The sequence below is a fragment of the Variovorax sp. P2_H12 genome (genome assembly GCF_056403395.1).
On record NZ_JBFUFO010000052.1, the window covers coordinates 1 to 23,260 of the forward strand.

Below are 23,260 nucleotides of genomic sequence, written 5' to 3' on the forward strand. Positions count from 1 at the left end.
CAGCAGCGCATGCCGCCGGCCGAGTCGGGCGTGATCGTGCTGAACCCGCCCTACGGCGAGCGGATCGAGGTCGGCGGCGTGGCGCGCGGCCGCGAGGACGCGCAGACCGAGGATGGCGGCGAGTTCTTCGTCCAGCTCGCCAGCCACTGGAAAAAGAACTACGCCGGCTGGACCGCCTGGGTGCTGACGCCCGACCTGCAGTTGCCCAAGCGCATGCGGCTCAAGGAGTCGCGCCGGGTGCCGATGTGGAACGGGCCGATCGAATGCCGGCTGTTCAGGTTCGACATGGTGGCGGGGTCGGCGCGGAAGGTCTGACGCGTCGGCCCGGATTGGCGTTTCGGGCCAGAATGCGGCTCTCGCAGAAACCCGCATTTTCATGACCGATCTGTCCGCCTTCCCGATCACCCAGAAATGGCCTGCCGTTCATCCGGACCGGCTGCAGCTCTATTCCCTGCCGACGCCCAACGGGGTCAAGGTGTCGATCATGCTGGAGGAGAGCGGCCTGCCCTACGAGCCGCACCTGGTCAGTTTCGAATCGAACGACCAGACCTCGCCGGAATTCCTCTCGCTCAGTCCGAACAACAAGATCCCGGCGATCCTCGATCCGAACGGGCTGGGCGGCAAGCCGCTGGCGCTGTTCGAATCGGGCGCGATCCTGCTTTACCTCGCAGACAAGACCGGCAAGTTCATCCCGCAGGAACCCGCCGGCCGCTACGAAGCGATCCAGTGGTTGATGTTCCAGATGGGCGGCATCGGTCCGATGTTCGGCCAGGTCGGTTTCTTCCACAAGTTCGCCGGCAAGGACTATGAAGACAAGCGGCCCCGCGACCGCTATGTGGCCGAAGCCAGGCGCCTGCTGAAGGTGCTCGACCGGCAGCTCGAAGGGCGCGACTGGATCCTCGGCGACGGCTACTCGATCGCCGACATCGCGACCTTTCCCTGGGTGCGCAACCTGATCGGCTTCTACGAGGCCGGCGGGCTGGTCGGCATCGCCGACTTCCCGAACGTGATGCGGGCCCTCGAGAAGTTCCTGTCCCGGCCCGCGGTCGCGGCCGGCCTGGGCATCCCGAAGCGCGGCTGAGGCGGCGTGACTGAATGGCCCCCACGCTCCCCCACTGCGTGTGGGTCGCTGCCCCCCGAGGGGGCCGCAGGCCGGCTTGGGGCGGCCCAGCGCCGGCCTGAGCCCCCACGCTCCCCCACTGCGTGTGGGTCGCTGCCCCCCGAGGGGGCCGCAGGCCAGCTTGGGGCGGCCCGGCGCCGGCCTGAGCCCCCACGCTCCCCCACTGCGTGTGGGTCGCTGCCCCCCGAGGGGGCCGCAGGCCGGCTTGGGGCGGCCCGGCGCCGGCCTGGTGTCGTCATCGACACCAACATCGCGCTCGACCTGCTGGTGTTCGACGACCCCGGCCATGCGGCGCTTGCCGCGGCGCTGGACGCCGGCGAGCTGCAATGGGTCGTCACCGCGGCGATGCGCGACGAACTCGCGCGCGTGCTCGACTATCCGCTGATCGCCGCGCGCCTGAAGACGCGGGGGCGGGCGGCGGGCGAGGTCCTGGCGGCCTTCGACGCCCGCACGCGCCAGGTCGACGGCGTGCCGGCGCGCGCGCCTTGCGCCTGCCGCGACCCCGACGACCAGATCTTCATCGACCTCGCGGTGGCGCAGCGGGCGCGGCTGTTGAGCAAGGACCGGGCCGTGCTGTCGATGCGCAAGCGGCTCGCGCCGTGGGGTGTCGAGGTGTCCAGGGACTGGCGCCGGCCCTAGCCGCCATACCACCGCGCCAGCAGCCGCGCCACGGCCCGCACCCGCTGCGTGTCGCGCCCCCAGCGCCGGCCCGCGGGCAGGTGCCGCAGCCAGCGCATGCGCCGCGCCGCGACCGCCAGACGGTCGCGCACCTCGTCGCTCGCCTGGTCCAGCATCGCGTGCCAGTGCGCGGCGGCCGCATGCGGCGAGGCGGCGTCGACCAGCATCGCGGTGGAATGCAGGTAGCTGAGCCAGTCGCGCGCCTGGCATTCGGCCAGCGGCAGCGTCTCGCCGGGGTCGTCCTCGAAATCGATGTAGCCGATCGTGCCGTCCGGGCACTGCACCAGATTGCGGTCGAAGGCCTGGCTCAGGTAGGTCTGGCGCGCATGCACGATGGCGATCGCGGCCAGGCCTTCGCGCCAGGTCGCCAGCAGCGCCACCGGCCCCGCGGCGGCGGCCTGGTCGAGCCGCTCTTGCAGCACCACCGGTGGGCGGCCGCTCTGGCCGAGGTCGGAGATCAGCAGGCCGTCGCCCTGCTGCGCCAGCACCGCCGGCACCCGCAGGCCCGCGGCACCGAGCTGGCGCAGCCGGTCGGCCTCGATCGCGATCGCCGCCTCGCCGCCCGGATTCGGCACCGGCCGCAGGACGTCGAGCCGCAGCGCCCCGGCGATGGCCGCCAGCAGGTGGTAGCGCAGCTTGCCGTGGCGCGGGCCGGCCTTCTTGAGCCAGACCCGCTCGTTGCCGAAACGATGGCTGGCGACCGCCCGCGTCTGCTGTGGCAGCGCGGTGCGCAGGAACTCGGCGTAGTCGCCGGGCTGCGGCGCCGCGCCGGGCTCCAGCGGCGCCGGTGCCGACGCCATGCCCTTGCGCATCTGGACGCGTGTGGGCGATCCGCCCCGTCTGACCGGGTTCATGGGGACAGGGCGAGAGGCTGGAAGCTCTGCGCGCTGGCGAGCGGCCAGTAGGTGCGGAACACGTGGTGCTGGCCGTCGAGCCGCCCGAGCAGCGCGCCGGGGTGCACCTGCATCACCAGGTTGCTGAGCAGCCGCACCTCGGTGTCGGAGATGCGGCGCACGATGTGGTGGGCCGTGATCTGCTGCGGATGGTCGAGGCCGGCGGCCTGCACCAGTTCCTGCAGCGCATGCAGCGTGCTGCGGTGGAAGTTGCGCACCCGGTCGGCCTTGGTCGGCACCACCAGCGCCTGCTGGCGCACCGGGTCCTGGGTGGTGACGCCGGTCGGACAGAAGCCGGTGTGGCAGGCCTGGGCCTGGATGCAGCCCAGCGACATCATGAAGCCGCGCGCCGCGTTGCACCAGTCGGCGCCCAGCGCCATCATGCGCGCCAGGTCGAAGGCGGTGATCACCTTGCCGGCGCAGCCGATCTTGACGCGGTCGCGCAGGCCAACGCCGATCAGCGTGTTGTGGACCAGCAGCAGGCCTTCCTGCAGCGGCGCGCCGACGTGGTCGCTGAACTCGACCGGTGCCGCGCCGGTGCCGCCTTCGGCACCGTCGACCACGATGAAATCGGGCGTGAGGCCGGTCTCCAGCATCGCCTTGACGATCGCGAACCATTCCCACGGATGCCCCAGGCAGAACTTGAAGCCGGTGGGCTTGCCGCCCGACAGCACGCGCAGCCGGGCGATGAAATGCATCATCTCGGTGGGCGTCGAGAAGGCGCTGTGGGAGGACGGCGAGACGCAGTCGACGCCCACCGGCACGCCGCGCGCGGCCGCGATCTCGGCCGTGACCTTGGGCGCCGGCAGCACGCCGCCGTGGCCGGGCTTGGCGCCCTGGCTCAGCTTGATCTCGATCATCTTGACCTGCGGGTCGCCCGCATTGGCGACGAAGCGCTCCTCGCTGAACGAGCCGTCGTCGTTGCGGCAGCCGAAGTAGCCCGAGCCGATCTCCCAGATCAGGTCGCCGCCGTGCACCCGATGGTGCGAGGAGATCGAGCCTTCGCCGGTGTCGTGCGCGAAGCCGCCCATCTTCGCGCCCTGGTTCAGTGCCTTGATGGCATTGGCCGAGAGCGCGCCGAAGCTCATCGCCGAGATGTTGAAAACGCTGGCGCTGTAGGGCCGGGTGCAGGTTTCGCCCGCGGGCGAGGCCGGGTTCGGCGTCGCGCCGATGACGATGCGGAAGTCGTGGTCGGCCAGCTTCGTCGGCTGCATCGAGTGGTTGATCCACTCGTAGCCGGCGATCGTGACGTCGAGCTGGGTGCCGAAGGGCCGGTTGTCGGGCTCACCCTTGCTGCGCTGGTAGACCAGCGAACGCTGGGCGCGCGAGAACGGCGCGGCTTCGGCGTCGCTCTCGATGAAGTACTGGCGTATCTCGGGGCGGATGTACTCGAACAGGAAGCGCAGGTGACCGATGACGGGGTAGTTGCGCAGGATGGCGTGGCGGGTCTGGCGCAGGTCGTGCACGCCGGTGCCGCAGAGCACGCCGAAAACCGCGAGGGCGATCCACGCGGTCCAGCGGTCCGGCACGAGCAGAACCGCCACCACGCTCGCGACCAGGCCGGCCGCGCACAGCGCGAACGCGGTGTAGCGCGCCGGGAACGGCGCAATCGTCGATGTCGAAATAGGGAGTCTCCGGAAGCCTTGCTGCATCATAGAGGGCTGCATTCGTAACGCCATGACAACCCAGCCCGACACCCCGACCCCCGCCCAGCCCGACAACGCACCGCTCGGCCCCGACGATTTCGACGCCCAGGACCAGGTCCTCGACGCCCTGCGCGAGCACGACGACGAGACGCCCCAATGGGAATTCTGCGAGGGCTTCATGGCCGCGCTGGTCTGCACCCGGCGCCCCATCGAGCCGGCCGAATACTGGCCGGTGCTGCTGGGCGAGGGTTTCGTGCCGGCGCAGCACATGGAGTTCGTCTGGCGCTGGAAGCGGCGCTGGCGCGAGATCGAAAGCGGCCTGGACGCCGACGTGCAGTCGCTCGACGACGAGCGCACCTGGCAGCCCGAGGTGCTCGACACCCGCGGCGCGATCGCGGCGCTGCCCGAGGAAGAGCGCGCCGAGATGGCCGGCGAGGCGATCCCGTCCTTCGCCCAGGTCTGGGCGCTGGGCTTCATGTTCGCGGTCGAGAACTGGCCCGACGACTGGGCGCCGCCGCGCGACAAGGAAGCGGCGCAGATGCTCGACGAGGCGCTCGACGCCATCGTCACGCTGACCGAGGACGACAGCGGCAAGCCCGCTCTCTCGATGTACGCCGAGGACGGCCCGCCCAGCGTGAGCCAGCAGCGGGTCGACGACTTCGGCGCCGCGATCTGGGCCGTTTACGACCTGCGCCAGCTGTGGCGCAGCATGGGGCCGCGCGTGGAGACGATCCGCAAGGAAGCGACCCCGGGGCGCAACGATCCCTGCCCCTGCGGTAGCGGAAAAAAATTCAAGAAGTGTCACGGGCAGTAGCTGCTTGAACGCCGCACCCGTGGCGTTGTCCGCGCGCGCCGCCTGGGCCATGGTCCTGGCGCTGTGCACCGCGTTCGCGCTGAGCCAGGCCTTTCGCACCGTGGGCGCGATCATGGCCAGCCAGCTGCAGGCGGAGTTCGGGCTCTCGCCGCAGGCGCTCGGCCTCTTCTCGGCCGCCTTCCATTTCGCCTTCGGCGCGATGCAGCTCTTCATGGGCATCGGCATCGACCTGCACGGCGTGCGCCGCACCGTGCTGACCGCGTTCCCGCTCGCCATCGCCGGCGCACTGCTGTCGGCGCTGTCCACCGACTACGGGGTGCTGGTGGCCGGCCAGGTGCTGATCGGCATCGGCTGCGCACCGGCCTTCCTGGTCTGTACGGTGTTCATCGCGCGGCATTTCCCCGCTGCGCGATTCGCTTCGGTGTCGGGGCTGGTGCTGGGCATCGGCAGCGTCGGCATGCTGCTGACCGGCACGCCGCTCGCGTGGCTGGTGCAGGAGCGCTCGTGGCGCATGGGCTTCGTCGTCCTGGCGGCGGCCTCGGCGCTGGCCTGGCTGGCGATCTGGCACCGGGTGCGCGAGCCGGCGCGGCCGGACAGCCCGCCGAAGGAGTCGGTGGCGCAGGCGCTGCGGCAGTTCGGCGCCCTGTTCGCGCTGCCGCACACGTTCGGCATCATGGTGCTGGGGGCCGTGACCTATGCGGCCTTCATCTCGCTGCGCGGGCTCTGGCTCGGGCCGCTCCTGATCGAGCGCCATGGCTATTCGCTGGTGCAGAGCGGCCATGTGGCGCTGGTCGTGTCGCTGGTCTCGCTGGTCGGGCCGCCCCTGTTCGGTCAGCTGGACCGGGACGGTCCGGCGCGGCGTCGCCGCATCGTCGGCTGCAGCCTGGTCTACGCCGGGCTGTTCGCGGCGATTGCCTTGTTCACGCAGGCCTGGGTCGATGTGGGCGCCACGATCCTGATCGGGCTGCTCGGAGGCTTCATCGTCTGGCAATACGCCGACGTGCGGGCGGCCTATCCGGCGGCGATCACGGGCCGCGCGATGGCGGTCTTCACGATGGCGATGTTCCTCGGCGTGGCGCTGATGCAGTGGGTCACGGGCGCCGCGGCCTCGTGGGGTGCGGCCCATGGCATCGAGGCCTTCCGCGCCGTGCTGGCGACCATCGCGGGGCTGCTGGTCGCCGCCACCCTGGCGTTCGCCTGGCTGCCGGCGCCGGACGCTTCAAAATGGAGCCCTTCGAGAAATCCACAGTCATGACCGAAACCACTCCCACCCCGCCACCGCTGCCCGACCATCTGTCCATCGACCCGCGCAGCCCGCATCACGTCGCCGAAGTCTTCGAACACGACATCGGCATCCGATTCAACGGCAAGGAGCGCAATGACGTCGAGGAGTACTGCATCAGCGAAGGCTGGATCAAGGTGCCCGCAGGCAGGACGCTCGATCGCAAGGGCAAGCCGCTGCTGATCAAGCTGAAGGGCAAGGTCGAAGTGTTCTATCAGGGCTGAGCCGGTTTCACCACCATGCGCTTCCCGATGCGACCCTTCGCCACCCTTTCCCTCCTCACGCTGGCGGCCATCGCCGCCGGGTGCGCGTCGCGACCCGCGCCGCGGGTCACCTGGCTCGGCGACGGCGTGTTCAAGTCGCCCACCGCGCAGGAGGCGGAGGCCTACTGCCGCAACTTCGGCGCCCCGATGCGCTTCCTGGATGCCAAGGGGCCGGGCGCCCCGACCGGGGAAGTCACCTACCGCTGCGACTGAGCCAGTCCGGCGCCGGGCCGCCCCAAGCCGGACTGCGCCCCCTCGGGGGGCAGCGACGACACGCAGTGCGGAGCGTGGGGGCCGGAGTCCGGCGCCGGGCCGCCCCAAGCCGGACTGCGCCCCCTCGGGGGGCAGCGACGACACGCAGTGCGGAGCGTGGGGGCCTGAGCCCTCAGATCTTGAACGCCCGCTGCACGTCCGGGCGCACCAGGTCCGCGTAGTCGCGGTGCTTGCGGATATAGCCGGCGATGAACTGGCAGACCGGAATCACGTGCTTGCCGTCGGCCCGTGCCTGGTCGAGCACGTGGCGCGCGAGCGCCGATGCCACGCCCTTGCCCTCGAAGGCTTGCAGCACCTCGGTGTGGGTGAACATGATGGCCTCGGTCAGCAGGTTGTATTCGCAGTAGCCCGCGAGTTCGCCGCCGATGCGGGCCTCGTAGCGGTGCTCGGCGGGGTTGTCGGCGATCGTGATGTCGGTCATGGGTGTTCCGTGGAGGCTGGTCAGGGGTTGCGGGCGAGGAAGGCCGCGAGGTTCGCCGCGGCGGTGCTGCGCACCTTCTTCTTCAGCATCGGCGACCAGCCCAGCAGCAGGCCGGGCGCGCCCAGTGCCTGCCGTGACCAGCGCCAGAAGTCGAAGCGGTCGCGCTGCGTGGCGATAAGTCCCTCGGGCGTGAAGGTGAAGCGCGAGTCGATCGCGTTGTCGACGATGCGCCCGGTGGCGCTGAAGAGGTAGTGCGCGTCCCAGTGCGCCTTGCCGCTCGTGGCGTCGGCCTCGAGGTCGCGGTAGCTGAGCTTCCAGACCGCGGCCCCCTTGGCCTGGGTGCCGCTGCAGAGCATCTTCCACATGCCGCCGACCTCGCGCGCCCCGCGCAGCGAGAAGGCCTCGTCGTCGAAGCGCGCTTCGGGCGCATAGCAGCTCGCCATGGTGTCGGCGTCGAGCACGGCGAACGCGTCATAGAGGCGGCGGAGGGTTTGTTCGGTGCGCATGCGCCATCCTAATTCAGCCGGTCGTCGCGACCACGCGAAGTGAGGGAGCGTGGGGGCTCAGGCCGTTCGCACCAGCTCTGCGAGCGTCTGCAGCGCGTATTGCACCGTGGCCGCGCGCACCGTGGCGCGGTCGCCGTCGAAGCGGCGGCGCTCGGTGCGCACGCGGCCGTCCACCGACCAGCCGAACCAGACGGTGCCGACCGGCTTGTCGGGCGAGCCGCCGGTGGGCCCGGCGACGCCGGTGACCGCGACCGCGGCCTGGGCCTGCGAGCGCGCGATCGCGCCTTCGGCCATGGCCCGGGCCACCGGCTCGCTGACCGCGCCGTGGGCCTCGATCAGTGCTGCGTCGATGCCGAGCAGCTCGGCCTTGGCCGCGTTCGAATAGGTCACGAAGCCGCGCTCGAACCAGGCGCTCGAGCCGGAGAGATCGGTGCAGGCGCCGGCGATCAGGCCGCCGGTGCAGCTCTCGGCGGTGGCCATCATCCAGCGCCGGTGCTGCAGCAGTTCGGCCAGCTGAAGCACCAGTGCCGGAACGTCGAGGTCGGGAGGGGAGATCGGGGAGGGGTTCATCGTCATCGTCACTTCACCATGCGCGCCAGGCGGCGATGACCAGCAGCGTGCAGAAGGCCGCCACCAGGTCGTCGAACAGGATGCCCAGGCCCGCGGCACTCCAGCGCATCGTCCCGGCGTCGGACCCGTGGGGCTTGAACAACCGGTCGGCCCAGCCGACCGGGCCCGGCTTGACGGCGTCGAAGAAGCGGAACAAGCCGAAGGCGATGAGCTGGGCCAGCAGGCCGCCGGGCAGCACCAGCCAGAGCACGATCCAGAAGGCGACCACCTCGTCCCAGACGATGCTGCCGGGGTCGGCCACCCGCATGTGGCGCGCCGTGACCGTGCAGGCCCACCAGCCGATCGGCAGCGAGGCCAGGATCACCCAGCCGATCGCGGCGCTCGAGAGCCAGCGCTCCATCACCAGGAACGCGACCCAGGCCCAGAGCGTGCCCACGGTGCCGGGTGCGCGGCGCGGCAGGCCGGAGCCGAAGCCCAGGGCGATCAGGTGCGCGGGATGCGCGAACAGGAAGCGCAGCGTCGGGCGAAACGGGGCGGCGGGAGAGGGCGAATCGGGATCGGCTTGCATCAGCCCGCAGTGTCGCGCATCTTTGGCCCAGGGGCGGGGAGCGGCGTGATGCGGTAGACGCAGCGGCGCGCGCCTGCGATCAGATGTTCCTCGCGGCGCAGGCGGCCCTGCGGACCGGCGACCTCGCGAAACACATCGAGTTCGGAACGGCAGAAGCCCTGGCAGGTCTCGGCGGCGGCGCAGATCGGGCAGTGGTCCTCGATCAGCAGCCAATCGTGGCCGTCGGGCTCCAGCCGTGCCATGTAGCCTTCGTCGTCGCGCAGCGCGGCGAGCTTGCGCAGCCGCGGCTCCAGATCCTGCAGGTCCCGGCAGGCTTCCAGGTAGGCAGCGCGGGAAGCGCTCTCGCGCCGCGCAATGAGCTGCTCGAGCCCGGCTTCGCCGAACACCTCGCGCACCGTGTCGATCAACGTCCGCGTGAGTTCGGCGTGGCGGTCGGGAAAACGCGCGTGCCCGCTGGCACTCAGCGACCAGGCCTGGCCCGGCCGCCCGACGCCGGAGGGCGCCTCGCTGACGCCGCGCACCAGCCCGGCGTCGGCCAGCTTGTGCACCTGCTGTCGCACCGCCTCGGTCGTGGTCTGCAGCGAGGCGGCCAGCGCGGCCGTCGACGTCGGGCCGCGGCTTTTCAGCAGCAGCAGGATGCGGTCGGCCGTGGAACTGGACGTCATATTCCCCAAGATTTTACTTGTCTAATTGCGAGTGACTGCTAATATGCAAGCAATTTCTTTGATAATCTGTCTGCCCGGCAGCCTCGTTCCGCCATGACCTCGCTTTCTTCCGCTGCCGTCCCGACCCGCACCGCTTCATGGGGCGAATTGTTCTCGGGGCGCAACGCCTGGCGGGCCGTCGCTGTCACTGGCGGGGTCGCATTGCATGCGATCAACGTGCACATCGTGACCACGGTGCTGCCCTCGGTCGTGCAGGACATCGGCGGCGTCGCCTGGTACGCCTGGAACACCACGCTGTTCGTCGCGGCGTCGATCCTCGGCGCATCGCTGTCGGTGCGCCTGCTCCAGGCACTGGGGCCGCGCCGGACCTACCTGGCGGCGCTGGCGGTCTTCGTCCTGGGCAGCGTCGGCTGCGCGACGGCCCCGGGCATGGCCTGGATGCTGGCCGGGCGCACCGTGCAGGGGCTGGGCGGCGGCGTGCTGGCGGCGTTGAGCTATGCGCTGATCCGCTTCATGTTCGAGGCCAGCCTGTGGCCGCGCGCGGTCGCGCTGGTCTCGGGCATGTGGGGCGTCGCGACCCTGTGCGGTCCCGCGGTCGGCGGCGTCTTCGCGCAACTGGGCCACTGGCGCTGGGCCTTCTGGGCCCTGCTTCCGGTCGCGCTGGTCCAGGCCCTGATCGTCAGCGTGCAATTGCCGTCGCCTGCCGGCGCGGCCGAGCGGGAGGCCCCGCGCGCCGCCCTGCCGATCGGCCAGATCCTGCTGCTGATCGCCTCGGCTCTCTGCGTCGCGACGGCGAGCCTGTTCGACACGCTGCCCGGCCAGATCGGCATGGTGCTCTTCGGCCTGGCACTGGGCGTCGTGCTGGCGCGCGTCGACCGGCGGGCGACGGTCCGGCTGCTGCCCACCGGCGCCTACGCGCCTTTCACCGCGTTCGGTGCGATCTATGCCTGCGTCGCGCTGCTCCTGATCGGCACCGACACGGAGATCTTCGTGCCCTACTTCCTGCAGACGCTGCACGGCCATTCGCCGCTGGCCGCGGGCTATCTCACGGCCGCGATGGCGGGCGGGTGGAGCGCCGCATCGCTGCTGTCCGCGGGCCGCACGGGTCCGCGCGCCGACCGCATGCTGCGCCTCGGCCCGGTGGTCAGCATGCTGGGCCTGCTCGGGTTGCTGCTGCTCGTGCCCGTGGTGCGCTTCACGCCGGTGTTCCAGACGCTCGGCCTCGGTCTCGCGCTGGCCTGCACCGGCTTTGGCGTGGGCATGGGGTGGCCGCATCTGCTCACCCGGGTGCTGACGCTGGCGCGGCCCGGCGAGGAGAACCTGGCGTCGGCATCGATCACGACCGTGCAGCTCTACGGCATGGCGATCGGCGCCGCAGTGGCCGGCCTGGTGGCGAATGCCGCAGGGCTGACCGAACCCGGCGGCGCGGCGGGCGCGCAATCGGCGGCCACGTGGCTGTTCGCAAGCTTTGCGCTGGCGCCGGCGCTGGCGGCCGTGCTGGCGCAGCGTTGTGTCGCTGTGCGGGGCTGAGACCGGCGATCAGGCCGGCTGGAAATGCTGCGAAATGCGGCGGGCCACGGCCTGCGGGGTGGTGCGCAGCGCATCGACGGCGCAGGCGCCCAGGAACAGGCCGTCGAACTTGAGTTCCACCTGCGCGAAATAGCGGCCCAGCGAATCACCCGCATCGCGCAGGCAATGCTCCAGCGCGACAAAGGTGCGGCTGGCCTCCTGCGCCGCACCGCCCTGGGCGCTGATGCGGTGGCAGTAGGCATCCGGTCCGATGCGTTGGATGTCGATCAAGGGCTTCATTCGGCGGGGCGCAGGCAGTGGTTCGTCAACGGATTGGCTTTGGCGCCTGAATCGTCGCGGCAAGGCGGCCGTGGGTAAATAGTCCATTTGGACCGGTTCGACTTCGCGCAGAATCGTCGCGTCATGCTGCCCGCCAGAATTCTTCTCATCGACGACCACGCGTTGTTCCGTTGCGGACTCCGCATGGTGCTCGCGTCCGGCATTCCCGAGCTGGAGGTGGCCGAGGCGAGCTCCCTGGAAGAGGGGCTGCGCTCGGCAATGGGCGAACCCGCGCTGGTGCTGCTCGACATCCAGCTTCAAGGGCTCAACGGCCTCGAGGGCATCGCGCTCGTGAAGCGCAAATGGCCGCAGGCGGCGGTGGTCATCCTGTCTTCCGATGCCGGCCCGCACAACGTGCGGATGGCGCTGGAGCGTGGCGCGGCGGCCTTCGTCTCGAAGGCCGGCACCGCCGACAACATCCTGACCGTGATCGAACAACTGCGGCGCGGCGAGCCTGCCAGCGCCGGCACGCCGGCGCCGACGGGCAGCGGGGCGCCCCAGTTGCTGACGCCACGCCAGTCCGAGGTGCTCGACCTGCTTTGCCAGGGCCTGCCGAACAAGGTCATCGGACGCCGCCTCGGGCTGTCGGAGAACACGGTGCGCGGGCACGTGCAGGCGGTGCTGGCGGCGCTGCAGGTGTCGAGCCGTTCGGAAGCGGGCTTCGCGGCGCGCCGCAGGGGGCTGGTCGCCTGATGTCCAGATTCCTGCGCCTGGCCGATGGGCGCACGCTGGTCGAGCAGCTCCGGCTGCAGCTCGGCAACATCGGCAGTTCGGTCATCCCGACGATCCTGGTGGCGCTGCTGCTGGTCTGGGTGCTCTCCAACGACAGCAATGCGCTGGCGCTGCGGCTTTGGGCCGGCACGGTGATCCTGATCAAGCTGTATTGCGCCCGCGATGCCCGCCGCACGCTGGCCTCCGAGATCTCGTACGAGCGCGCGCGCCGCCTGGTGTGGCGGCAGATGACGCTCAACTTCATCGACGCCGCCGCGTGGGGCGCGCTGGCGTGGGTGGCGCTGGGCACCACCTCGGTCACCGGCAGCATTCTGGTGATCGCGGTGCTCGCGGGCGTCGCCGGCAGCTCGATGTCCTCGCTGTCGCCGGTGCTGCCCGTGTTCGTCGTGTTCGGCACGGTCGAGGTGGCCGTTGTGGCGGCCAAGCTGGTGCTGCTGGGCGACCCGGCCTACCACGCGCTGGGGGTGGCTGCCGTGCTCTACATCGCCACGCTGCTCGGCCAGGCGCGCAACAGCGCCAGGGCGGCGCGCGCGGCGATCGACTTGCGCTTCGAGAACCTCGAACTGATTGAACGGCTGCAGGTCGAGACCGGCCATGCGCAGGCGGCGCAACTGAAGGCCGACCAGGCCAACCTGGCCAAGTCCAAGTTCCTTGCCGCCGCCAGCCATGACCTGCGCCAGCCCATCCATGCGCAGGGGCTGTTCCTCGAGGTGCTGGCCCGCAGCAAGCTGTCGGCCGCCCAGTACGACGCGCTGGCCAATGCCCGCGCCACCTGGCAGGCCTCGGCCGAGATGCTCGACACCCTGCTCGACTTCTCGCGCATCGAGGCCGGCGTGGTCGAGCCCCAGATGCAGGACTTCCCGCTGCAGCCGCTGCTCAATCGGATGGAGAACGAACTGGCGCCGCAGGCCGACGCCAAGGGCATCGTCTACCGTTCGCGCGAGACCCATGCGGCGGTGCGCTCGGACCCGGCGCTGGTGGCACTGATCCTGCGCAACCTGGTGTCGAATGCGATCCGCTACACCGACAGCGGCGGGGTGCTGGTCGCCTCCCGCCGGCGCGGCAGCGAGCTGCTGATCGAGGTCTGGGACACCGGCATCGGCATCGAGCCGACCCAGCATCGCGAGATCTTTCTCGAGTTCCATCAGCTCGGCAATGCCGAGCGCGACCGGCGCAAGGGCCTGGGGCTGGGCCTGGCCATCGCGCAAGGCCTGGCGCGTGCCCTGGGCCACACGCTGTCGCTGGTGTCCGAGCCGCAGCGCGGCAGCGTCTTCCGGCTCGCGCTGCCGCTCGCGCAGATGGGCGTGGCGAGCGCCGGCCTGGAGGTTGCAGCGGGCCACGCGCGCGTCTTCGACGTCCGGGTGCTGGTGATCGATGACGACGAAGCGGTGCGCGCCGGCATGCGGCAGCTGTTGAGCGCCTGGGGCTGCGAATGCGATGTCGCCGACTCGATCGAGGAGGCCCTGGCGCTGGCGCGCGCGAACCCGCCGGGGCTGGTCATCAGCGACTATCGCCTGCGCGAACTCCGCACGGGTGCCGAGGCGATCACCACGCTGCGGGCCGAGTTCGGCGAGCGCCTGCCCGCGCTGCTGATCACCGGCGACACCGCACCGCAGCGGCTGCGCGAGGCCCGTGCCAGCGGCGTTCCGCTGCTGCACAAGCCGGTGTCTCCCGACCAGCTCTACCGCGGACTGACCTGCGTGCTGAACGAGCTCGAGATCGATTCCGCGTTCGCGGTGCTCGAAGAGGTACCGATGGAACGCCGGCGGCGGGCCTGAACGGCCCGAGCCCGCTCAGGCGAAGTGGTCGAAGGACGCGAAGCGCTGCGCCACGGGGGCAGCTTGGGCATCGACCAGGCGCAACCCCGCCTCGGGCTCGATGACACCGATGCGCGAGACCGGCGTGGCGCTCGCGCGGGCCGCCTGCTCGACCGCGGCGCGCGCCGAAGCGGGTGCCGTGAAGGCGAGTTCGTAGTCGTCGCCGCCCGCCAGGGCGCAGGCGCGCCGGGCGTCCCGGTCGAGGCCGGCCGCTGCGGCTTGCGGGTGGGCGCCCAGCGCCAGCAGGGCGGCCGCCGCGTCGGCGTCGATCCGCGCCCCGACGCCGCTTGCGCGCAGTACATGGCCGAGGTCGCCGACCAGCCCGTCGCTCACGTCGACCGCCGCCGAGGCCATGCCGCGCAGAGCCAGGCCCAGCGCGACCCGCGGGGTCGGCTGCTCCATGCGGCCGCGTGCCAGTTCGAACAGCTCGGCCGGCAGCGCCAGCGTGCCGCGGAACACCTCGAGCGCGAGCCGCGCATCGCCCAGCGTGCCGCTGACCCAGATGTCGTCGCCCGCTTTGGCGCCCGAGCGCAACAGCGCCGCACCGGCCGGCACCTCGCCGAACACGGTGATGCAGAGGTTGAGCGGCCCGCGCGTGGTGTCGCCGCCGACCAGCTCGCAGCCGTGCGCATCGGCCAGCGCGAACAGGCCGCGCGAAAAGCCTTCGAGCCAGACTTCGTCGACCGAGGGCAATGACAGCGCCAGCGTGAAGGCCAGCGGCTTTGCGCCGCAGGCTGCGAGGTCGCTCAGGTTGACCGCCAGCGCCTTGTGGCCGAGCCGCGCCGGGTCGACCGTCGAAAGAAAGTGCCGCCCTTCGACCAGCATGTCGGAGGACACGGCGAGCTGCATGCCCGGTGCCGGGGCGAGCAATGCGCAGTCGTCGCCCACGCCCAGCGGCGAGCGCTGCGCGGGGCGCGTGAAGTAGCGCGCGATCAGGTCGAATTCGCCGGTGCTGCTCATGCGGTCCTCATACCACCGAAGTCCGGAAGCGCAGCGCCGCCTGCCGCACGACCTCCGCCAGGAGCCGCTCCTTGCCCTGCCGTTCGCGCAGCCAGCGCGCGTCGTTGCGGTTGGCTTCCACGCTGGTGCGCAGCTCGCCGAGCGCCTGCGTGGCATTGAGCGCTTCGCTGTGCCATTCGAGCTGGGTCATGGTCATCAGGATGTGGTCGCGCAGCGGCATGTGCTCGCCGCTGGCCGGGTCCACATACAGCGCGTCGAGGCCGAAGCGGCAGGCCTGGAAGCGGTTGTAGGTGTAGACCAGGTAGTCGTCCTCGGTCGGGGTGAAGGGCTGCTCCTGCAGGAACCAGGCCGCCAGCGACTGCACGTAGCCGGCCAGCGCGGCGGCGCGCTCGACGGTCAGCGGCGTGTCGAAGACCCGGATCTCGATGGTGCCGAATTCGGGCTTGGGCCGGATGTCCCAGTAGAAGTCCTTCATGCTGCGGACCACGCCGGTGCGGGTCATGCGCATGAAGTAGTTCTCGAACTCGCGCCAGCTGAGGGTGAAGGGCGCCCGGCCCGACAGCGGGAACGCGAACACCGAGTTGAGCCGCGCCGAATCGAACTGCGTGTCCTGCCCCTGCACGAAGGGCGAGGACGCCGACAGCGCGATGAAATGCGGGATGTAGCGCGACATGCGGTGCAGCATCAGCAGCGCCGAGTCGGCATCGGGGCAGCCGATGTGCACGTGCTGGCCGAAGATCGTGAACTGCTTCGACAGGTAGCCGTAGAGCTCCGACAGCGCGCGAAAGCGCGGCTTGTCGTAGATGCGCCGCTCGTGCCACTGCTGGAAGGCGTGGGTGCCGCCGCCGACCACCGCGATGTTGAGCTTGTCGGCGTTGCGCACCAGCGCATCGCGGATCGGCGTCAGCTGCGCGATCACGTCGAGCGCCGAGTGGCAGACGTCGGTGGAGATCTCGATCATGCTCGAGGTCATCTCGGGGACCACGCTGCCCGGCAGCGGCAGCGGCGACTTCGCCATCAGCCGCAGCATGTCCTCGGCATAGGGGGCGAGGTCGTAGTCGTGGGTGTTGACGAGCTGCAGCTCGAGCTCGACGCCGAGCGACAGCGCCACCGACTTGTTGAAGGGCTCGAGCGGAACCACCCGGCTGGCGGGCGTGTTGGCGGGCGCCCCGGTCCGCGGATCGATGGTGCGTGGGTTCATCGCTGCGCTCATCGTTGCGTGTCCTCCACGGTGCCGAAGACCTCCGGCGTCCAGGGTTTGGAGCTTTCGCCGGCGCCGTGGATGGCGATGGTGGCGAGCACCGCGCCGAGCACCTCCATCAGCAGGATCGCCGGCAGGGCGATCTGCGTGATCATCGGGCCCAGCAGCGGCGAGGCGGTGACGAAGGCGGAGGTGATCAGCAGCGCGATCGACGACAGCGGCGACATCGCGCAGCCGACCCAGAGGGCCTGCTTCCAGCTCGCACCGCTGCCCGGATTGGCGATCGCCACGCCGGCGATCTTGGCGAAGGCGCGCACGCCGATCACGCTCAGCACCACGCTGGCCACCGGCAGGCTCCAGTCGGCCTGCGCGGCGACGATCGAGACCAGCACGAACATCAGCATCGTGAGCAGCGAGGCCGCGGTACCGAGCTGGCGCGGCCAGGCCCAGGGCTTGGGGTTCAGCGCCTTCAGCAGCACGCCGCCGATCAGGGCCGCGAGCGGCGCCGAGCCGCCGAAATGCGCGGCCAGCGCGGCGCCGGCGGCAATGATGGCCAGGAGCAGGATCGAGGTGTTTTCGCTGGCCGGACTCATGACCCGCAACGCCGAGCGCAGCGACAGCGCCATCAGCGCGCCGACCACGAACGAGAGCCCCAGCACCACGCCGACCGGATTGAGCTTCTGCAGCAGCCCCGTGGGCGCATGCTCGATCAGGCTGGCCTGTGCATAGCCGAGCACGAGGGCGTAGAAGGTGTTGAGCGTCGCCAGCGTCATGGCGCGCTCGGTCACCGGGCCCGAGGCCCGGGTGTCCATCACCACCCGGCTCAGAACGGCCGGCGAGGCCACGATCGCCATCAGCGCGATCGGGTTCGCCACCGGGTCCGGGATGCCGAGCCAGTGCAGCGCCCAGAAGACGCCGAAGTAGGTCAGCGTGGCTTCGAGCAGGCTCTGCACCAGCACCATCGGGTTGTGCCGGAACCAGCGCAGCGGCAGCCGGCCGCCGGCCTCGAACAGCACGATCGCCACGCCGAGCTCGAGCAGGAACAGGCTGATGCCCTGCAGCGGCCAGATCGCGCCCTCGAAGCCGGCGAAGCCGACCACGGTGCCGACGATGGAATAGCCGACCACCTTGGGCAGGCCCATGTAGCGCTGCACCAGGTGGCCGGCGGCGGCGGCGGTCGCCAGCAGCAGCGACCACAGCACGGTCGGCAGGCCGGCCGAGGGCCGCACCCACTCCGACCAGAAGCCCAGCAGATCGTAGGGAATGAAAGACGTCATCGATTCAGCTCGTGGGACAGAGCCCCCGCGGAACATCCAGAGCGCGCAAGGCGTTCATGGTTCGAAAGTGAAATGCGTGCTCAGTGCAGCACGCGCGAGGAGGGCATGTCCCCCGCGTCGGCTTCCAGCACCAGCGTGGGGATTGGAACGTCGAAGCGCTCGCCGCGCTCGGTCACGAAGAAGAAGCTGCCATGCATGGTACCGCTGGGCGCCTGCAGCCGGCAGCCGCTGGTGTAGCGAAAGGATTCCCCTGGCGCCAGCAGGGGCTGCTGGCCGATGACGCCGAGGCCGTCGACCTCCTGCGTGTGGCCGGAGGCGTCGGCGAAGACCCAGTGGCGCGCGATCAGCTGCGTCGGCACCTGGCCGTGGTTGGTCACCGTGACCGCGTAGGCAAAGGTATGGACGCGGTCCTCGGGCGAGGACTGGTCTGGCAGGTAGCGAGGTTCGATCTCCACGCTGATCGGAAGGCTGGACATCCCGGTCATGGTACATCGCCCCTACGCCCCTACACCCCGTCACCTCGCGTACTTGCTGTCCGCGCCCGCAAGCCGCCCCCTGCTGCGACAATCCGAGCCCATGAGCAGCCCCTTCCGAATCGCCCCCTCCATCCTCTCGGCCGACTTCGCACGCCTCGGCGACGAGGTGCGCGACGTGATCGCCGCCGGTGCCGACTGGATCCATTTCGACGTCATGGACAACCACTACGTGCCGAATCTGACCTTCGGTCCGATGGTGTGCCAGGCCCTCAAGCCGCATGCCAGGACGCCCGACGGCCGGCCGGTGCCGATCGACGTCCACCTGATGGTCGAACCGGTCGATGCGCTGGCCGCGGCCTTCGCGCAGGCCGGCGCCGACTACATCAGCTTCCATCCGGACGCCTCGCCGCACATGCACCGCAGCGTCCAGGCCATCAAGGCGGCCGGCTGCAAGGCCGGGCTGGTGTTCAACCCGGCCCTCGGCCTGGAGGCGCTGGACTGGGTGATCGACGACATCGACCTGATCCTGATCATGAGCGTGAACCCGGGCTTCGGCGGCCAGAGCTTCATCGATTCGGCGCTGCGCAAGATCGAACTCGCGCGCAAGCGCATCGACGACACCGGCCGCGACATCCGTCTCGAGGTCGACGGCGGCATCAAGGTCGACAACATCGCGCGGGTCGCGAGCGCCGGCGCCGACACCTTCGTGGCAGGCAGCGCGATCTTCAATGCCAAGGACTACGCCGGCGTGGTGGCTGCGATGCGCGAACAACTGGCCACCGCCGTGAAGGCCTGAGCGGGTCGCCGCAGGCCCGATCGATCGCCGGCGAAATGACAGCGCCCCCCGACGTCCTCCGCATCCACGGCTACGCGAGCCTGCAGCCCGGGCCGCGGCTGATGGTGCTGGGCGGCGTGCACGGCAACGAGACCTGCGGCACCGCCGGCATCGAGCGCATCGCGGCCGAACTGGACGCCGGTTCGCTCGCGTTGCTGCGCGGCCAACTCACCCTGGTGCCGATCGCGAATCCGCTGGCGCGGCGGCGGCTGCGCCGCGAAGGCGAGCGCAACCTCAACCGCCTGTTCCGGCCGACCGCGCCTGACACCGAGCCGGCCGACTACGAGGCCCGCATCACCGACCTGCTGTGCCCGCTGCTCGATCGCCACGAGGTGCTGCTCGACCTGCATTCCTTCCAGAGCGAGGGCGAGGCCTTCGCGATGATCGGGCCGCGCGACAACCAGGGCGCGCTCGAGCCTTTCTCGCGCGCCTTCGAGGAAGGGCAGCTTGCCTTGCACCTGGGTACGCCGCGCGTGGTCGAGGGCTGGCTCGACATCTATGCCGCCGGGCTCGCGCAGCGCGCCGGCGSACGGCCGGCCGACGAGGCGGCGCTGGCCTTCGGCTGGGGCACCAACGAATACATGCGAAGCCGCGGCGGCTACGGCGTCACGCTCGAATGCGGCCAGCACGAGGACCCGGCCGCGCCCGAGGTGGCGCATGCGGCGATCCTCGCCACGCTGCGGCTGCTGGGCATGCTGGCCCCCGATCCGCAGCGGCCGCCGCCTTCGCGGCCGTCGCTGCTGCGCCTCGTCAGCGTGACCGATCGGCTGCATGAGGACGACCGCTTCGTTCGCGAATGGGCCACCTTCGATCCCGTGGCGCGCGGCGAGCCGATCGGCGTGCGCGCGGATGGCAGCCTGCTGCGCGCCGAGCGCGACGGTGTCATCGTGTTCCCGAACGCCGAGGCGCTGCCGGACACCGAGTGGTTCTATTTCGCGGTGGAGAGCGAGCGCGACCTGACGCGCAAGCCCTGATCAGCTTCGCTTGGTCGCGATCAGCGGGCGCACGTCCGGTGCGTCGAGCCGCGGCCGGTCGGCCTCGACTTCGGCCAGCGCGGTCACTTCCTGCATGGTCGCCAGGCTGCGCAGCGTGAGCGCCTGGTAGGTGCGCGTGCCCTCGAGCTTCCAGGCCACTTCCTGGTCGCTCAGCTCGCGCAGCACCTTGGCGGGCACGCCGGCGGCGAGCGAGCGGGCCGGGATCTTCCTGCCGGCCGGCACGAAGGCGCAGGCCGCGACGATGGCCGCCTCGCCGATCTCGGCCTCGTCCATCACCACCGCGTTCATCCCCACCAGCGCATCGCGCCGCACCACGCAGCTGTGCAGCACGGCGCCGTGGCCGATGTGGCCGTTCTCGCCGACCACCGTGTCCTGGGCCGGGAAGCCGTGCAGCACGCAGGTGTCCTGCACGTTCGAGCCGCGCTCGAGCACGATGCGGCCGAAGTCGCCGCGCAGCACGGCGCAGGGCCCGACATAGCAGTCCGGTCCGACGATCACGTCGCCGATCAGCACCGCGGTCGGGTGGACGAAGGCGCTCGGGTCGACGACCGGCACCACCCCTTCGATGGAATAACAAGGCAAGGCGATCTCCGTTGGTGTTGGATGGAAACGAGGCTAAGGGTTATCCCTTGGCGATTTTGACTTGCATCAAGCCTTGGTCGATCCTATGATTAACCGACCGGTCAGTCAACGATACCTTTGACGCCGGTCAAGACCCTCGCCCCACGCCAAGACTCAAGACTGGAGACACAGCTTGTCCGATTCACTCGTGCTTGCCGCGCAGCAGGGCCCGGTCCTGACGCTGACGCTGAACCGTCCCGCCGCCCTCAACAGCTTCACCGAAGCCATGCACCAGGCACTGCGCCAGGCGCTCGATGCCGCGGCGGCCAACGCCGAAGTGCGTTGCGTGGTGCTCACGGGCGCGGGCCGCGGCTTCTGTGCCGGGCAGGATCTGGCCGATCCGATGGTCGCGCCCTCGGCGCCCGGCGAGCCGCCCAAGGACCTGGGCCGCACGATCGAGCTGCTCTACAAGCCGCTGGTTCAGCGGCTGCGCTCGCTGCCGGTGCCGGTGATCGCCGCGGTCAACGGCGTGGCGGCCGGCGCGGGCGCCAACCTGGCGCTGAATTGCGACTTCGTGCTGGCCGGGCAATCGGCCAGCTTCATCCAGGCCTTCGCCAAGATCGGCCTCGTGCCCGACACCGGCGGCACCTGGCTGCTGCCGCGCATCGTGGGCCGCGCGCGCGCGCTGGGCCTGGCGATGCTGGGCGACAAGCTGCCCGCGGCCGAGGCCGAGCGCATCGGCCTGATCTGGAAGTGCGTCGATGACACGGCGCTGGCCGACGAGACCTCCAAGCTGGCGCAGCGCCTGGCGGCGATGCCCGTGAAGGCGCTGGCCGAGACGCGCGCCGCGATCGACGGCGCGCAGCACCTCACGCTCGACCAGGCCCTCGACGCCGAAGCCCGGGTGCAGGCGCAGCTCGGGAGCGCCCACGACTACCTCGAAGGCGTCGCTGCCTTCGGCGCCAAGCGCGCCCCCCTCTTCACCGATCGCTGAACAGAACCCACATGTCGAACATTGCCACCGAACCGACGCCCCAGGAAACCGCCGAACTCGTGCGCGAGCGCATGTACGCCAACGACCGCGCGGTCCAGGGCCTGGGCATGGACGTGACCGAAGTCGCGCCGGGACAGGCCACGGTCACGATGACCGTGCGCGGCCACATGCTCAACGGCCACGCCACCTGCCATGGCGGCTTCCTCGCGGCCCTGGCCGACACCGCCTTCGCCTACGCCTGCAATTCCTACAACGAGCTCACGGTGGCCTCGGGCTTCTCGATCGACCTGGTGGCGCCGGCGCGCGAAGGCGACCTGCTCACGGCGCGCAGCATCGAGATGTCGAAGGCGGGCCGGACCGGCGTCTACGACAGCGAGATCACCAACCAGCGCGGCGAGCGCATCGCGATGTTCCGCGGCCGCTCCTACACCATCAAGGGCAAGCCGGCCGTCGCTGACTGAGACCTTGCGGGACAGATCAAGAAACTGCGCAGCGGTTTTTGCTCTGTCCTCAACTGACTGAATGCCAGAGGAGACACGAATGCCCGTCAAGCAACCCGCACCCGGCGACCTGGACGCCATCGAGACCGCCAGCCGCGACCAGATCGAGGCCCTGCAGCTGCAGCGCCTGCGCTGGACCCTGCAGCACGCCTACGACCACGTGCCGCATTACCGCCAGGCCTTCGACGCCAAGGGCGTGCACCCGGCCGACCTCAAGCAGCTGAGCGACCTGGCGAAGTTCCCGTTCACGGCCAAGAAGGACTTGCGCGACAACTACCCCTTCGGCATGTTCGCGGTGCCGCGCCAGCAGGTGGCGCGCATTCATGCGTCCTCGGGCACCACCGGCAAGCCGACGGTGGTGGGCTACACCCGGCAGGACATCGACCACTGGGCCGACCTGGTGGCGCGCTCGATCCGCGCCGCCGGCGGACGGCGCGGCGACATCGTGCACGTGGCCTATGGCTACGGCCTCTTCACCGGCGGCCTCGGCGCCCACTATGGCGCCGAGCGCGCGGGCTGCACCGTGATCCCGATGTCGGGCGGACAGACCGAGAAGCAGGTGCAATTGATCCGGGATTTCCGGCCCGACATCATCATGGTCACGCCGAGCTACATGCAGGTGATCATCGAGGAGTTCGTGCGCCAGGGCATGGATCCGCGCGAGAGCTCGCTGACCGTCGGCATCTTCGGCGCCGAGCCCTGGACCGAAGCCATGCGGCACGAGATCGAGGGCAAGGCCGGCATCGACGCGGTCGACATCTACGGCCTGTCCGAAGTGATGGGCCCGGGCGTGGCCAGCGAATGCGTCGAGACCAAGGACGGCCCGGTGATCTGGGAAGACCATTTCTATCCCGAGATCGTCGACCCCGAGACCGGCGAGGTGCTGCCCGACGGTTCGGAGGGCGAGCTGGTCTTCACCTCGCTCACCAAGGAGGCGCTGCCGATCATCCGCTACCGCACGCGCGACCTCACGCGCCTGTTGCCGCCGACCGCGCGCTCGTTCCGCCGCATGGGCAAGATCGTCGGCCGCTCCGACGACATGCTGATCATCCGCGGCGTCAACGTGTTCCCGACGCAGATCGAGGAGATCGTGCTGCAGCACGCCAAGCTCTCGGGCCAGTACCTCATCAGCGTCAGCCGCGACGGCCTGCTCGACACGGTGGAGGTGAAGTGCGAGCTGCAGCCGCTGGCGATGTCGACCACCGATGCCGCCGAGCGCCGCGAGATCACGGCCTGGCTGCAGCATCGCATCAAGACCCTGGTCGGCATCTCCACCCGGGTGGAAGTGCTGGCCCCCGATTCGATCGAACGCACGCTCACCGGCAAGGCGAAGCGCGTGGTCGATTCCCGACCCAGATAAGCCCC

General features: G+C 70.3%; 27 protein-coding genes and 1 pseudogene. 15 read left to right on the forward strand and 13 right to left on the reverse strand.

Features of this window, described 5'->3' with window-relative positions; translation table 11 throughout:
* The 3 genes and pseudogenes from AC1DYK_RS30730 to AC1DYK_RS30740 all read left to right on the forward strand — a co-directional run.
* Nucleotides 1-315 (forward strand): annotated as a pseudogene (locus AC1DYK_RS30730) (class I SAM-dependent RNA methyltransferase); the annotation flags it as partial.
* A gap of 61 nt (nt 316-376) precedes the next feature.
* Nucleotides 377-1,081: a glutathione S-transferase N-terminal domain-containing protein gene (locus AC1DYK_RS30735; protein ID WP_478169753.1), complete on the forward strand. Its 705-nt coding sequence runs from the start codon at nt 377-379 to the stop codon at nt 1,079-1,081.
* A 216-nt stretch (nt 1,082-1,297) separates the two neighbouring features.
* Nucleotides 1,298-1,759 carry a putative toxin-antitoxin system toxin component, PIN family gene (locus AC1DYK_RS30740; RefSeq protein ID WP_478087264.1) on the forward strand — a complete coding sequence of 154 codons (462 nt, stop codon included), beginning with the start codon at nt 1,298-1,300 and terminating at the stop codon, nt 1,757-1,759.
* Here the strand turns inward: AC1DYK_RS30740 and AC1DYK_RS30745 are convergent.
* A complete protein-coding gene (locus AC1DYK_RS30745; protein ID WP_478169754.1) occupies nt 1,756-2,652 on the reverse strand; it encodes a BUD32 family EKC/KEOPS complex subunit in 897 nt (298 codons plus the stop codon). The two genes, AC1DYK_RS30740 and AC1DYK_RS30745, sit on opposite strands and share 4 nt — an antisense overlap.
* On the reverse strand, nt 2,649-4,358 hold the full coding sequence (locus tag AC1DYK_RS30750; protein WP_478169755.1) for an FMN-binding glutamate synthase family protein: 1,710 nt from the start codon (nt 4,356-4,358) through the stop codon (nt 2,649-2,651). The genes AC1DYK_RS30745 and AC1DYK_RS30750 overlap by 4 nt, the downstream gene beginning before the upstream one ends.
* Before the next feature lie 10 nt (nt 4,359-4,368).
* Between AC1DYK_RS30750 and AC1DYK_RS30755 the strand changes: the two genes are divergently transcribed.
* From AC1DYK_RS30755 to AC1DYK_RS30770, 4 genes are read left to right on the forward strand one after another with little or no spacing between them, the layout of a single operon-like run.
* Nucleotides 4,369-5,151, forward strand: a complete 783-nt coding sequence (locus tag AC1DYK_RS30755) for a UPF0149 family protein (RefSeq protein WP_478169756.1) — start codon at nt 4,369-4,371, stop codon at nt 5,149-5,151.
* Between the two features lie 49 nt (nt 5,152-5,200).
* Nucleotides 5,201-6,406: an MFS transporter gene (locus AC1DYK_RS30760; protein WP_478169789.1), complete on the forward strand. Its 1,206-nt coding sequence runs from the start codon at nt 5,201-5,203 to the stop codon at nt 6,404-6,406.
* The gene (locus AC1DYK_RS30765; protein ID WP_478169757.1) at nt 6,403-6,657 is read left to right on the forward strand and encodes a DUF3297 family protein; all 255 of its coding nucleotides are present in this window, start codon (nt 6,403-6,405) and stop codon (nt 6,655-6,657) included. Before AC1DYK_RS30760 ends, AC1DYK_RS30765 begins: the two co-directional genes overlap by 4 nt.
* Before the next feature lie 27 nt (nt 6,658-6,684).
* A complete protein-coding gene (locus AC1DYK_RS30770) occupies nt 6,685-6,909 on the forward strand; it encodes a hypothetical protein (RefSeq protein WP_478169758.1) in 225 nt (74 codons plus the stop codon).
* A gap of 172 nt (nt 6,910-7,081) precedes the next feature.
* On the opposite strand, the gene AC1DYK_RS30775 is transcribed toward AC1DYK_RS30770, so the two are convergent.
* From AC1DYK_RS30775 to AC1DYK_RS30795, 5 genes are read right to left on the reverse strand one after another with little or no spacing between them, the layout of a single operon-like run.
* Nucleotides 7,082-7,390 carry a GNAT family N-acetyltransferase gene (locus tag AC1DYK_RS30775; protein WP_478169759.1) on the reverse strand — a complete coding sequence of 103 codons (309 nt, stop codon included), beginning with the start codon at nt 7,388-7,390 and terminating at the stop codon, nt 7,082-7,084.
* Nucleotides 7,391-7,410: 20 nt separating this feature from the next.
* Nucleotides 7,411-7,896, reverse strand: a complete 486-nt coding sequence (locus AC1DYK_RS30780; protein WP_478169760.1) for a nuclear transport factor 2 family protein — start codon at nt 7,894-7,896, stop codon at nt 7,411-7,413.
* 57 nt (nt 7,897-7,953) lie between these two features.
* Nucleotides 7,954-8,466: a CinA family protein gene (locus AC1DYK_RS30785; RefSeq protein ID WP_478169761.1), complete on the reverse strand. Its 513-nt coding sequence runs from the start codon at nt 8,464-8,466 to the stop codon at nt 7,954-7,956.
* Between the two features lie 13 nt (nt 8,467-8,479).
* A complete protein-coding gene (locus AC1DYK_RS30790) occupies nt 8,480-9,034 on the reverse strand; it encodes a phosphatidylglycerophosphatase A family protein (protein WP_478169762.1) in 555 nt (184 codons plus the stop codon).
* Nucleotides 9,034-9,699 carry a helix-turn-helix transcriptional regulator gene (locus AC1DYK_RS30795; protein ID WP_478169763.1) on the reverse strand — a complete coding sequence of 222 codons (666 nt, stop codon included), beginning with the start codon at nt 9,697-9,699 and terminating at the stop codon, nt 9,034-9,036. Before AC1DYK_RS30795 ends, AC1DYK_RS30790 begins: the two co-directional genes overlap by 1 nt.
* 93 nt (nt 9,700-9,792) lie before the next feature.
* On the opposite strand from AC1DYK_RS30795, the gene AC1DYK_RS30800 reads away from it, so the two are divergent.
* Nucleotides 9,793-11,229, forward strand: coding sequence for an MFS transporter (locus AC1DYK_RS30800; RefSeq protein ID WP_478169764.1), 1,437 nt, complete (start codon nt 9,793-9,795; stop codon nt 11,227-11,229).
* Between the two features lie 9 nt (nt 11,230-11,238).
* Here AC1DYK_RS30800 and AC1DYK_RS30805 read toward each other — a convergent pair whose 3' ends face one another.
* The gene (locus AC1DYK_RS30805) at nt 11,239-11,499 is read right to left on the reverse strand and encodes a hypothetical protein (RefSeq protein ID WP_478169765.1); all 261 of its coding nucleotides are present in this window, start codon (nt 11,497-11,499) and stop codon (nt 11,239-11,241) included.
* A gap of 132 nt (nt 11,500-11,631) precedes the next feature.
* On the opposite strand from AC1DYK_RS30805, the gene AC1DYK_RS30810 reads away from it, so the two are divergent.
* Both AC1DYK_RS30810 and AC1DYK_RS30815 read left to right on the forward strand, forming a co-directional pair.
* A complete protein-coding gene (locus AC1DYK_RS30810; protein ID WP_478169766.1) occupies nt 11,632-12,240 on the forward strand; it encodes a response regulator in 609 nt (202 codons plus the stop codon).
* A complete protein-coding gene (locus AC1DYK_RS30815; protein ID WP_478169767.1) occupies nt 12,240-14,057 on the forward strand; it encodes an ATP-binding response regulator in 1,818 nt (605 codons plus the stop codon). Before AC1DYK_RS30810 ends, AC1DYK_RS30815 begins: the two co-directional genes overlap by 1 nt.
* A gap of 15 nt (nt 14,058-14,072) precedes the next feature.
* On the opposite strand, the gene thiL is transcribed toward AC1DYK_RS30815, so the two are convergent.
* The 4 genes from thiL to apaG form a co-directional block, all read right to left on the reverse strand.
* Nucleotides 14,073-15,056 (reverse strand): thiamine-phosphate kinase, encoded by a 984-nt coding sequence (gene thiL, locus AC1DYK_RS30820; RefSeq protein ID WP_478169768.1) that lies wholly within the window; start codon nt 15,054-15,056, stop codon nt 14,073-14,075.
* A gap of 7 nt (nt 15,057-15,063) precedes the next feature.
* Nucleotides 15,064-16,269: a YbdK family carboxylate-amine ligase gene (locus tag AC1DYK_RS30825; protein WP_478169769.1), complete on the reverse strand. Its 1,206-nt coding sequence runs from the start codon at nt 16,267-16,269 to the stop codon at nt 15,064-15,066.
* The gene (locus AC1DYK_RS30830) at nt 16,266-17,534 is read right to left on the reverse strand and encodes a cation:proton antiporter (RefSeq protein ID WP_478169770.1); all 1,269 of its coding nucleotides are present in this window, start codon (nt 17,532-17,534) and stop codon (nt 16,266-16,268) included. Before AC1DYK_RS30830 ends, AC1DYK_RS30825 begins: the two co-directional genes overlap by 4 nt.
* Nucleotides 17,535-17,614: 80 nt before the next feature.
* Nucleotides 17,615-18,010, reverse strand: a complete 396-nt coding sequence (gene apaG / locus AC1DYK_RS30835; protein ID WP_478090381.1) for a Co2+/Mg2+ efflux protein ApaG — start codon at nt 18,008-18,010, stop codon at nt 17,615-17,617.
* Nucleotides 18,011-18,110: 100 nt separating this feature from the next.
* Between apaG and rpe the strand changes: the two genes are divergently transcribed.
* Together rpe and AC1DYK_RS30845 are read left to right on the forward strand one after the other, a co-directional pair.
* Entirely contained in the window at nt 18,111-18,806 is a 696-nt protein-coding gene (rpe, locus tag AC1DYK_RS30840; protein ID WP_478169771.1) for a ribulose-phosphate 3-epimerase, read from the forward strand.
* Between the two features lie 35 nt (nt 18,807-18,841).
* On the forward strand, nt 18,842-19,819 hold the full coding sequence (locus AC1DYK_RS30845) for a M14 family metallopeptidase (protein WP_478169772.1): 978 nt from the start codon (nt 18,842-18,844) through the stop codon (nt 19,817-19,819).
* Here AC1DYK_RS30845 and AC1DYK_RS30850 read toward each other — a convergent pair whose 3' ends face one another.
* Nucleotides 19,820-20,422 (reverse strand): phenylacetic acid degradation protein PaaY, encoded by a 603-nt coding sequence (locus tag AC1DYK_RS30850; protein WP_478090378.1) that lies wholly within the window; start codon nt 20,420-20,422, stop codon nt 19,820-19,822.
* Nucleotides 20,423-20,594: 172 nt separating this feature from the next.
* Between AC1DYK_RS30850 and AC1DYK_RS30855 the strand changes: the two genes are divergently transcribed.
* The 3 genes from AC1DYK_RS30855 to paaK all read left to right on the forward strand — a co-directional run bounded on the left by AC1DYK_RS30855 (nt 20,595) and on the right by paaK (nt 23,255).
* Nucleotides 20,595-21,395 carry an enoyl-CoA hydratase-related protein gene (locus AC1DYK_RS30855; RefSeq protein WP_478169773.1) on the forward strand — a complete coding sequence of 267 codons (801 nt, stop codon included), beginning with the start codon at nt 20,595-20,597 and terminating at the stop codon, nt 21,393-21,395.
* Between the two features lie 11 nt (nt 21,396-21,406).
* Nucleotides 21,407-21,856 (forward strand): hydroxyphenylacetyl-CoA thioesterase PaaI, encoded by a 450-nt coding sequence (paaI, locus tag AC1DYK_RS30860; RefSeq protein ID WP_478169774.1) that lies wholly within the window; start codon nt 21,407-21,409, stop codon nt 21,854-21,856.
* 79 nt (nt 21,857-21,935) lie between these two features.
* A complete protein-coding gene (paaK, locus tag AC1DYK_RS30865; RefSeq protein WP_478169775.1) occupies nt 21,936-23,255 on the forward strand; it encodes a phenylacetate--CoA ligase PaaK in 1,320 nt (439 codons plus the stop codon).
* Nucleotides 23,256-23,260: the final 5 nt, after the last annotated feature.

What these genes read in the sequence shown, in the direction of transcription:
- AC1DYK_RS30735 (WP_478169753.1), top strand. Translation starts at nt 377, where the DNA reads ATGACCGATCTGTCCGCCTTCCCGATCACCCAGAAATGGCCTGCCGTT.
- AC1DYK_RS30745 (WP_478169754.1), bottom strand. Translation starts at nt 2,652, where the DNA reads ATGAACCCGGTCAGACGGGGCGGATCGCCCACACGCGTCCAGATGCGC.
- AC1DYK_RS30750 (WP_478169755.1), bottom strand. Translation starts at nt 4,358, where the DNA reads ATGCAGCCCTCTATGATGCAGCAAGGCTTCCGGAGACTCCCTATTTCG.
- AC1DYK_RS30755 (WP_478169756.1), top strand. Translation starts at nt 4,369, where the DNA reads ATGACAACCCAGCCCGACACCCCGACCCCCGCCCAGCCCGACAACGCA.
- AC1DYK_RS30760 (WP_478169789.1), top strand. Translation starts at nt 5,201, where the DNA reads ATGGTCCTGGCGCTGTGCACCGCGTTCGCGCTGAGCCAGGCCTTTCGC.
- AC1DYK_RS30765 (WP_478169757.1), top strand. Translation starts at nt 6,403, where the DNA reads ATGACCGAAACCACTCCCACCCCGCCACCGCTGCCCGACCATCTGTCC.
- AC1DYK_RS30770 (WP_478169758.1), top strand. Translation starts at nt 6,685, where the DNA reads ATGCGACCCTTCGCCACCCTTTCCCTCCTCACGCTGGCGGCCATCGCC.
- AC1DYK_RS30775 (WP_478169759.1), bottom strand. Translation starts at nt 7,390, where the DNA reads ATGACCGACATCACGATCGCCGACAACCCCGCCGAGCACCGCTACGAG.
- AC1DYK_RS30780 (WP_478169760.1), bottom strand. Translation starts at nt 7,896, where the DNA reads ATGCGCACCGAACAAACCCTCCGCCGCCTCTATGACGCGTTCGCCGTG.
- AC1DYK_RS30785 (WP_478169761.1), bottom strand. Translation starts at nt 8,466, where the DNA reads ATGAACCCCTCCCCGATCTCCCCTCCCGACCTCGACGTTCCGGCACTG.
- AC1DYK_RS30790 (WP_478169762.1), bottom strand. Translation starts at nt 9,034, where the DNA reads ATGCAAGCCGATCCCGATTCGCCCTCTCCCGCCGCCCCGTTTCGCCCG.
- AC1DYK_RS30795 (WP_478169763.1), bottom strand. Translation starts at nt 9,699, where the DNA reads ATGACGTCCAGTTCCACGGCCGACCGCATCCTGCTGCTGCTGAAAAGC.
- AC1DYK_RS30800 (WP_478169764.1), top strand. Translation starts at nt 9,793, where the DNA reads ATGACCTCGCTTTCTTCCGCTGCCGTCCCGACCCGCACCGCTTCATGG.
- AC1DYK_RS30810 (WP_478169766.1), top strand. Translation starts at nt 11,632, where the DNA reads ATGCTGCCCGCCAGAATTCTTCTCATCGACGACCACGCGTTGTTCCGT.
- AC1DYK_RS30815 (WP_478169767.1), top strand. Translation starts at nt 12,240, where the DNA reads ATGTCCAGATTCCTGCGCCTGGCCGATGGGCGCACGCTGGTCGAGCAG.
- thiL (WP_478169768.1), bottom strand. Translation starts at nt 15,056, where the DNA reads ATGAGCAGCACCGGCGAATTCGACCTGATCGCGCGCTACTTCACGCGC.
- AC1DYK_RS30825 (WP_478169769.1), bottom strand. Translation starts at nt 16,269, where the DNA reads ATGAGCGCAGCGATGAACCCACGCACCATCGATCCGCGGACCGGGGCG.
- AC1DYK_RS30830 (WP_478169770.1), bottom strand. Translation starts at nt 17,534, where the DNA reads ATGACGTCTTTCATTCCCTACGATCTGCTGGGCTTCTGGTCGGAGTGG.
- apaG (WP_478090381.1), bottom strand. Translation starts at nt 18,010, where the DNA reads ATGTCCAGCCTTCCGATCAGCGTGGAGATCGAACCTCGCTACCTGCCA.
- rpe (WP_478169771.1), top strand. Translation starts at nt 18,111, where the DNA reads ATGAGCAGCCCCTTCCGAATCGCCCCCTCCATCCTCTCGGCCGACTTC.
- paaI (WP_478169774.1), top strand. Translation starts at nt 21,407, where the DNA reads ATGTCGAACATTGCCACCGAACCGACGCCCCAGGAAACCGCCGAACTC.
- paaK (WP_478169775.1), top strand. Translation starts at nt 21,936, where the DNA reads ATGCCCGTCAAGCAACCCGCACCCGGCGACCTGGACGCCATCGAGACC.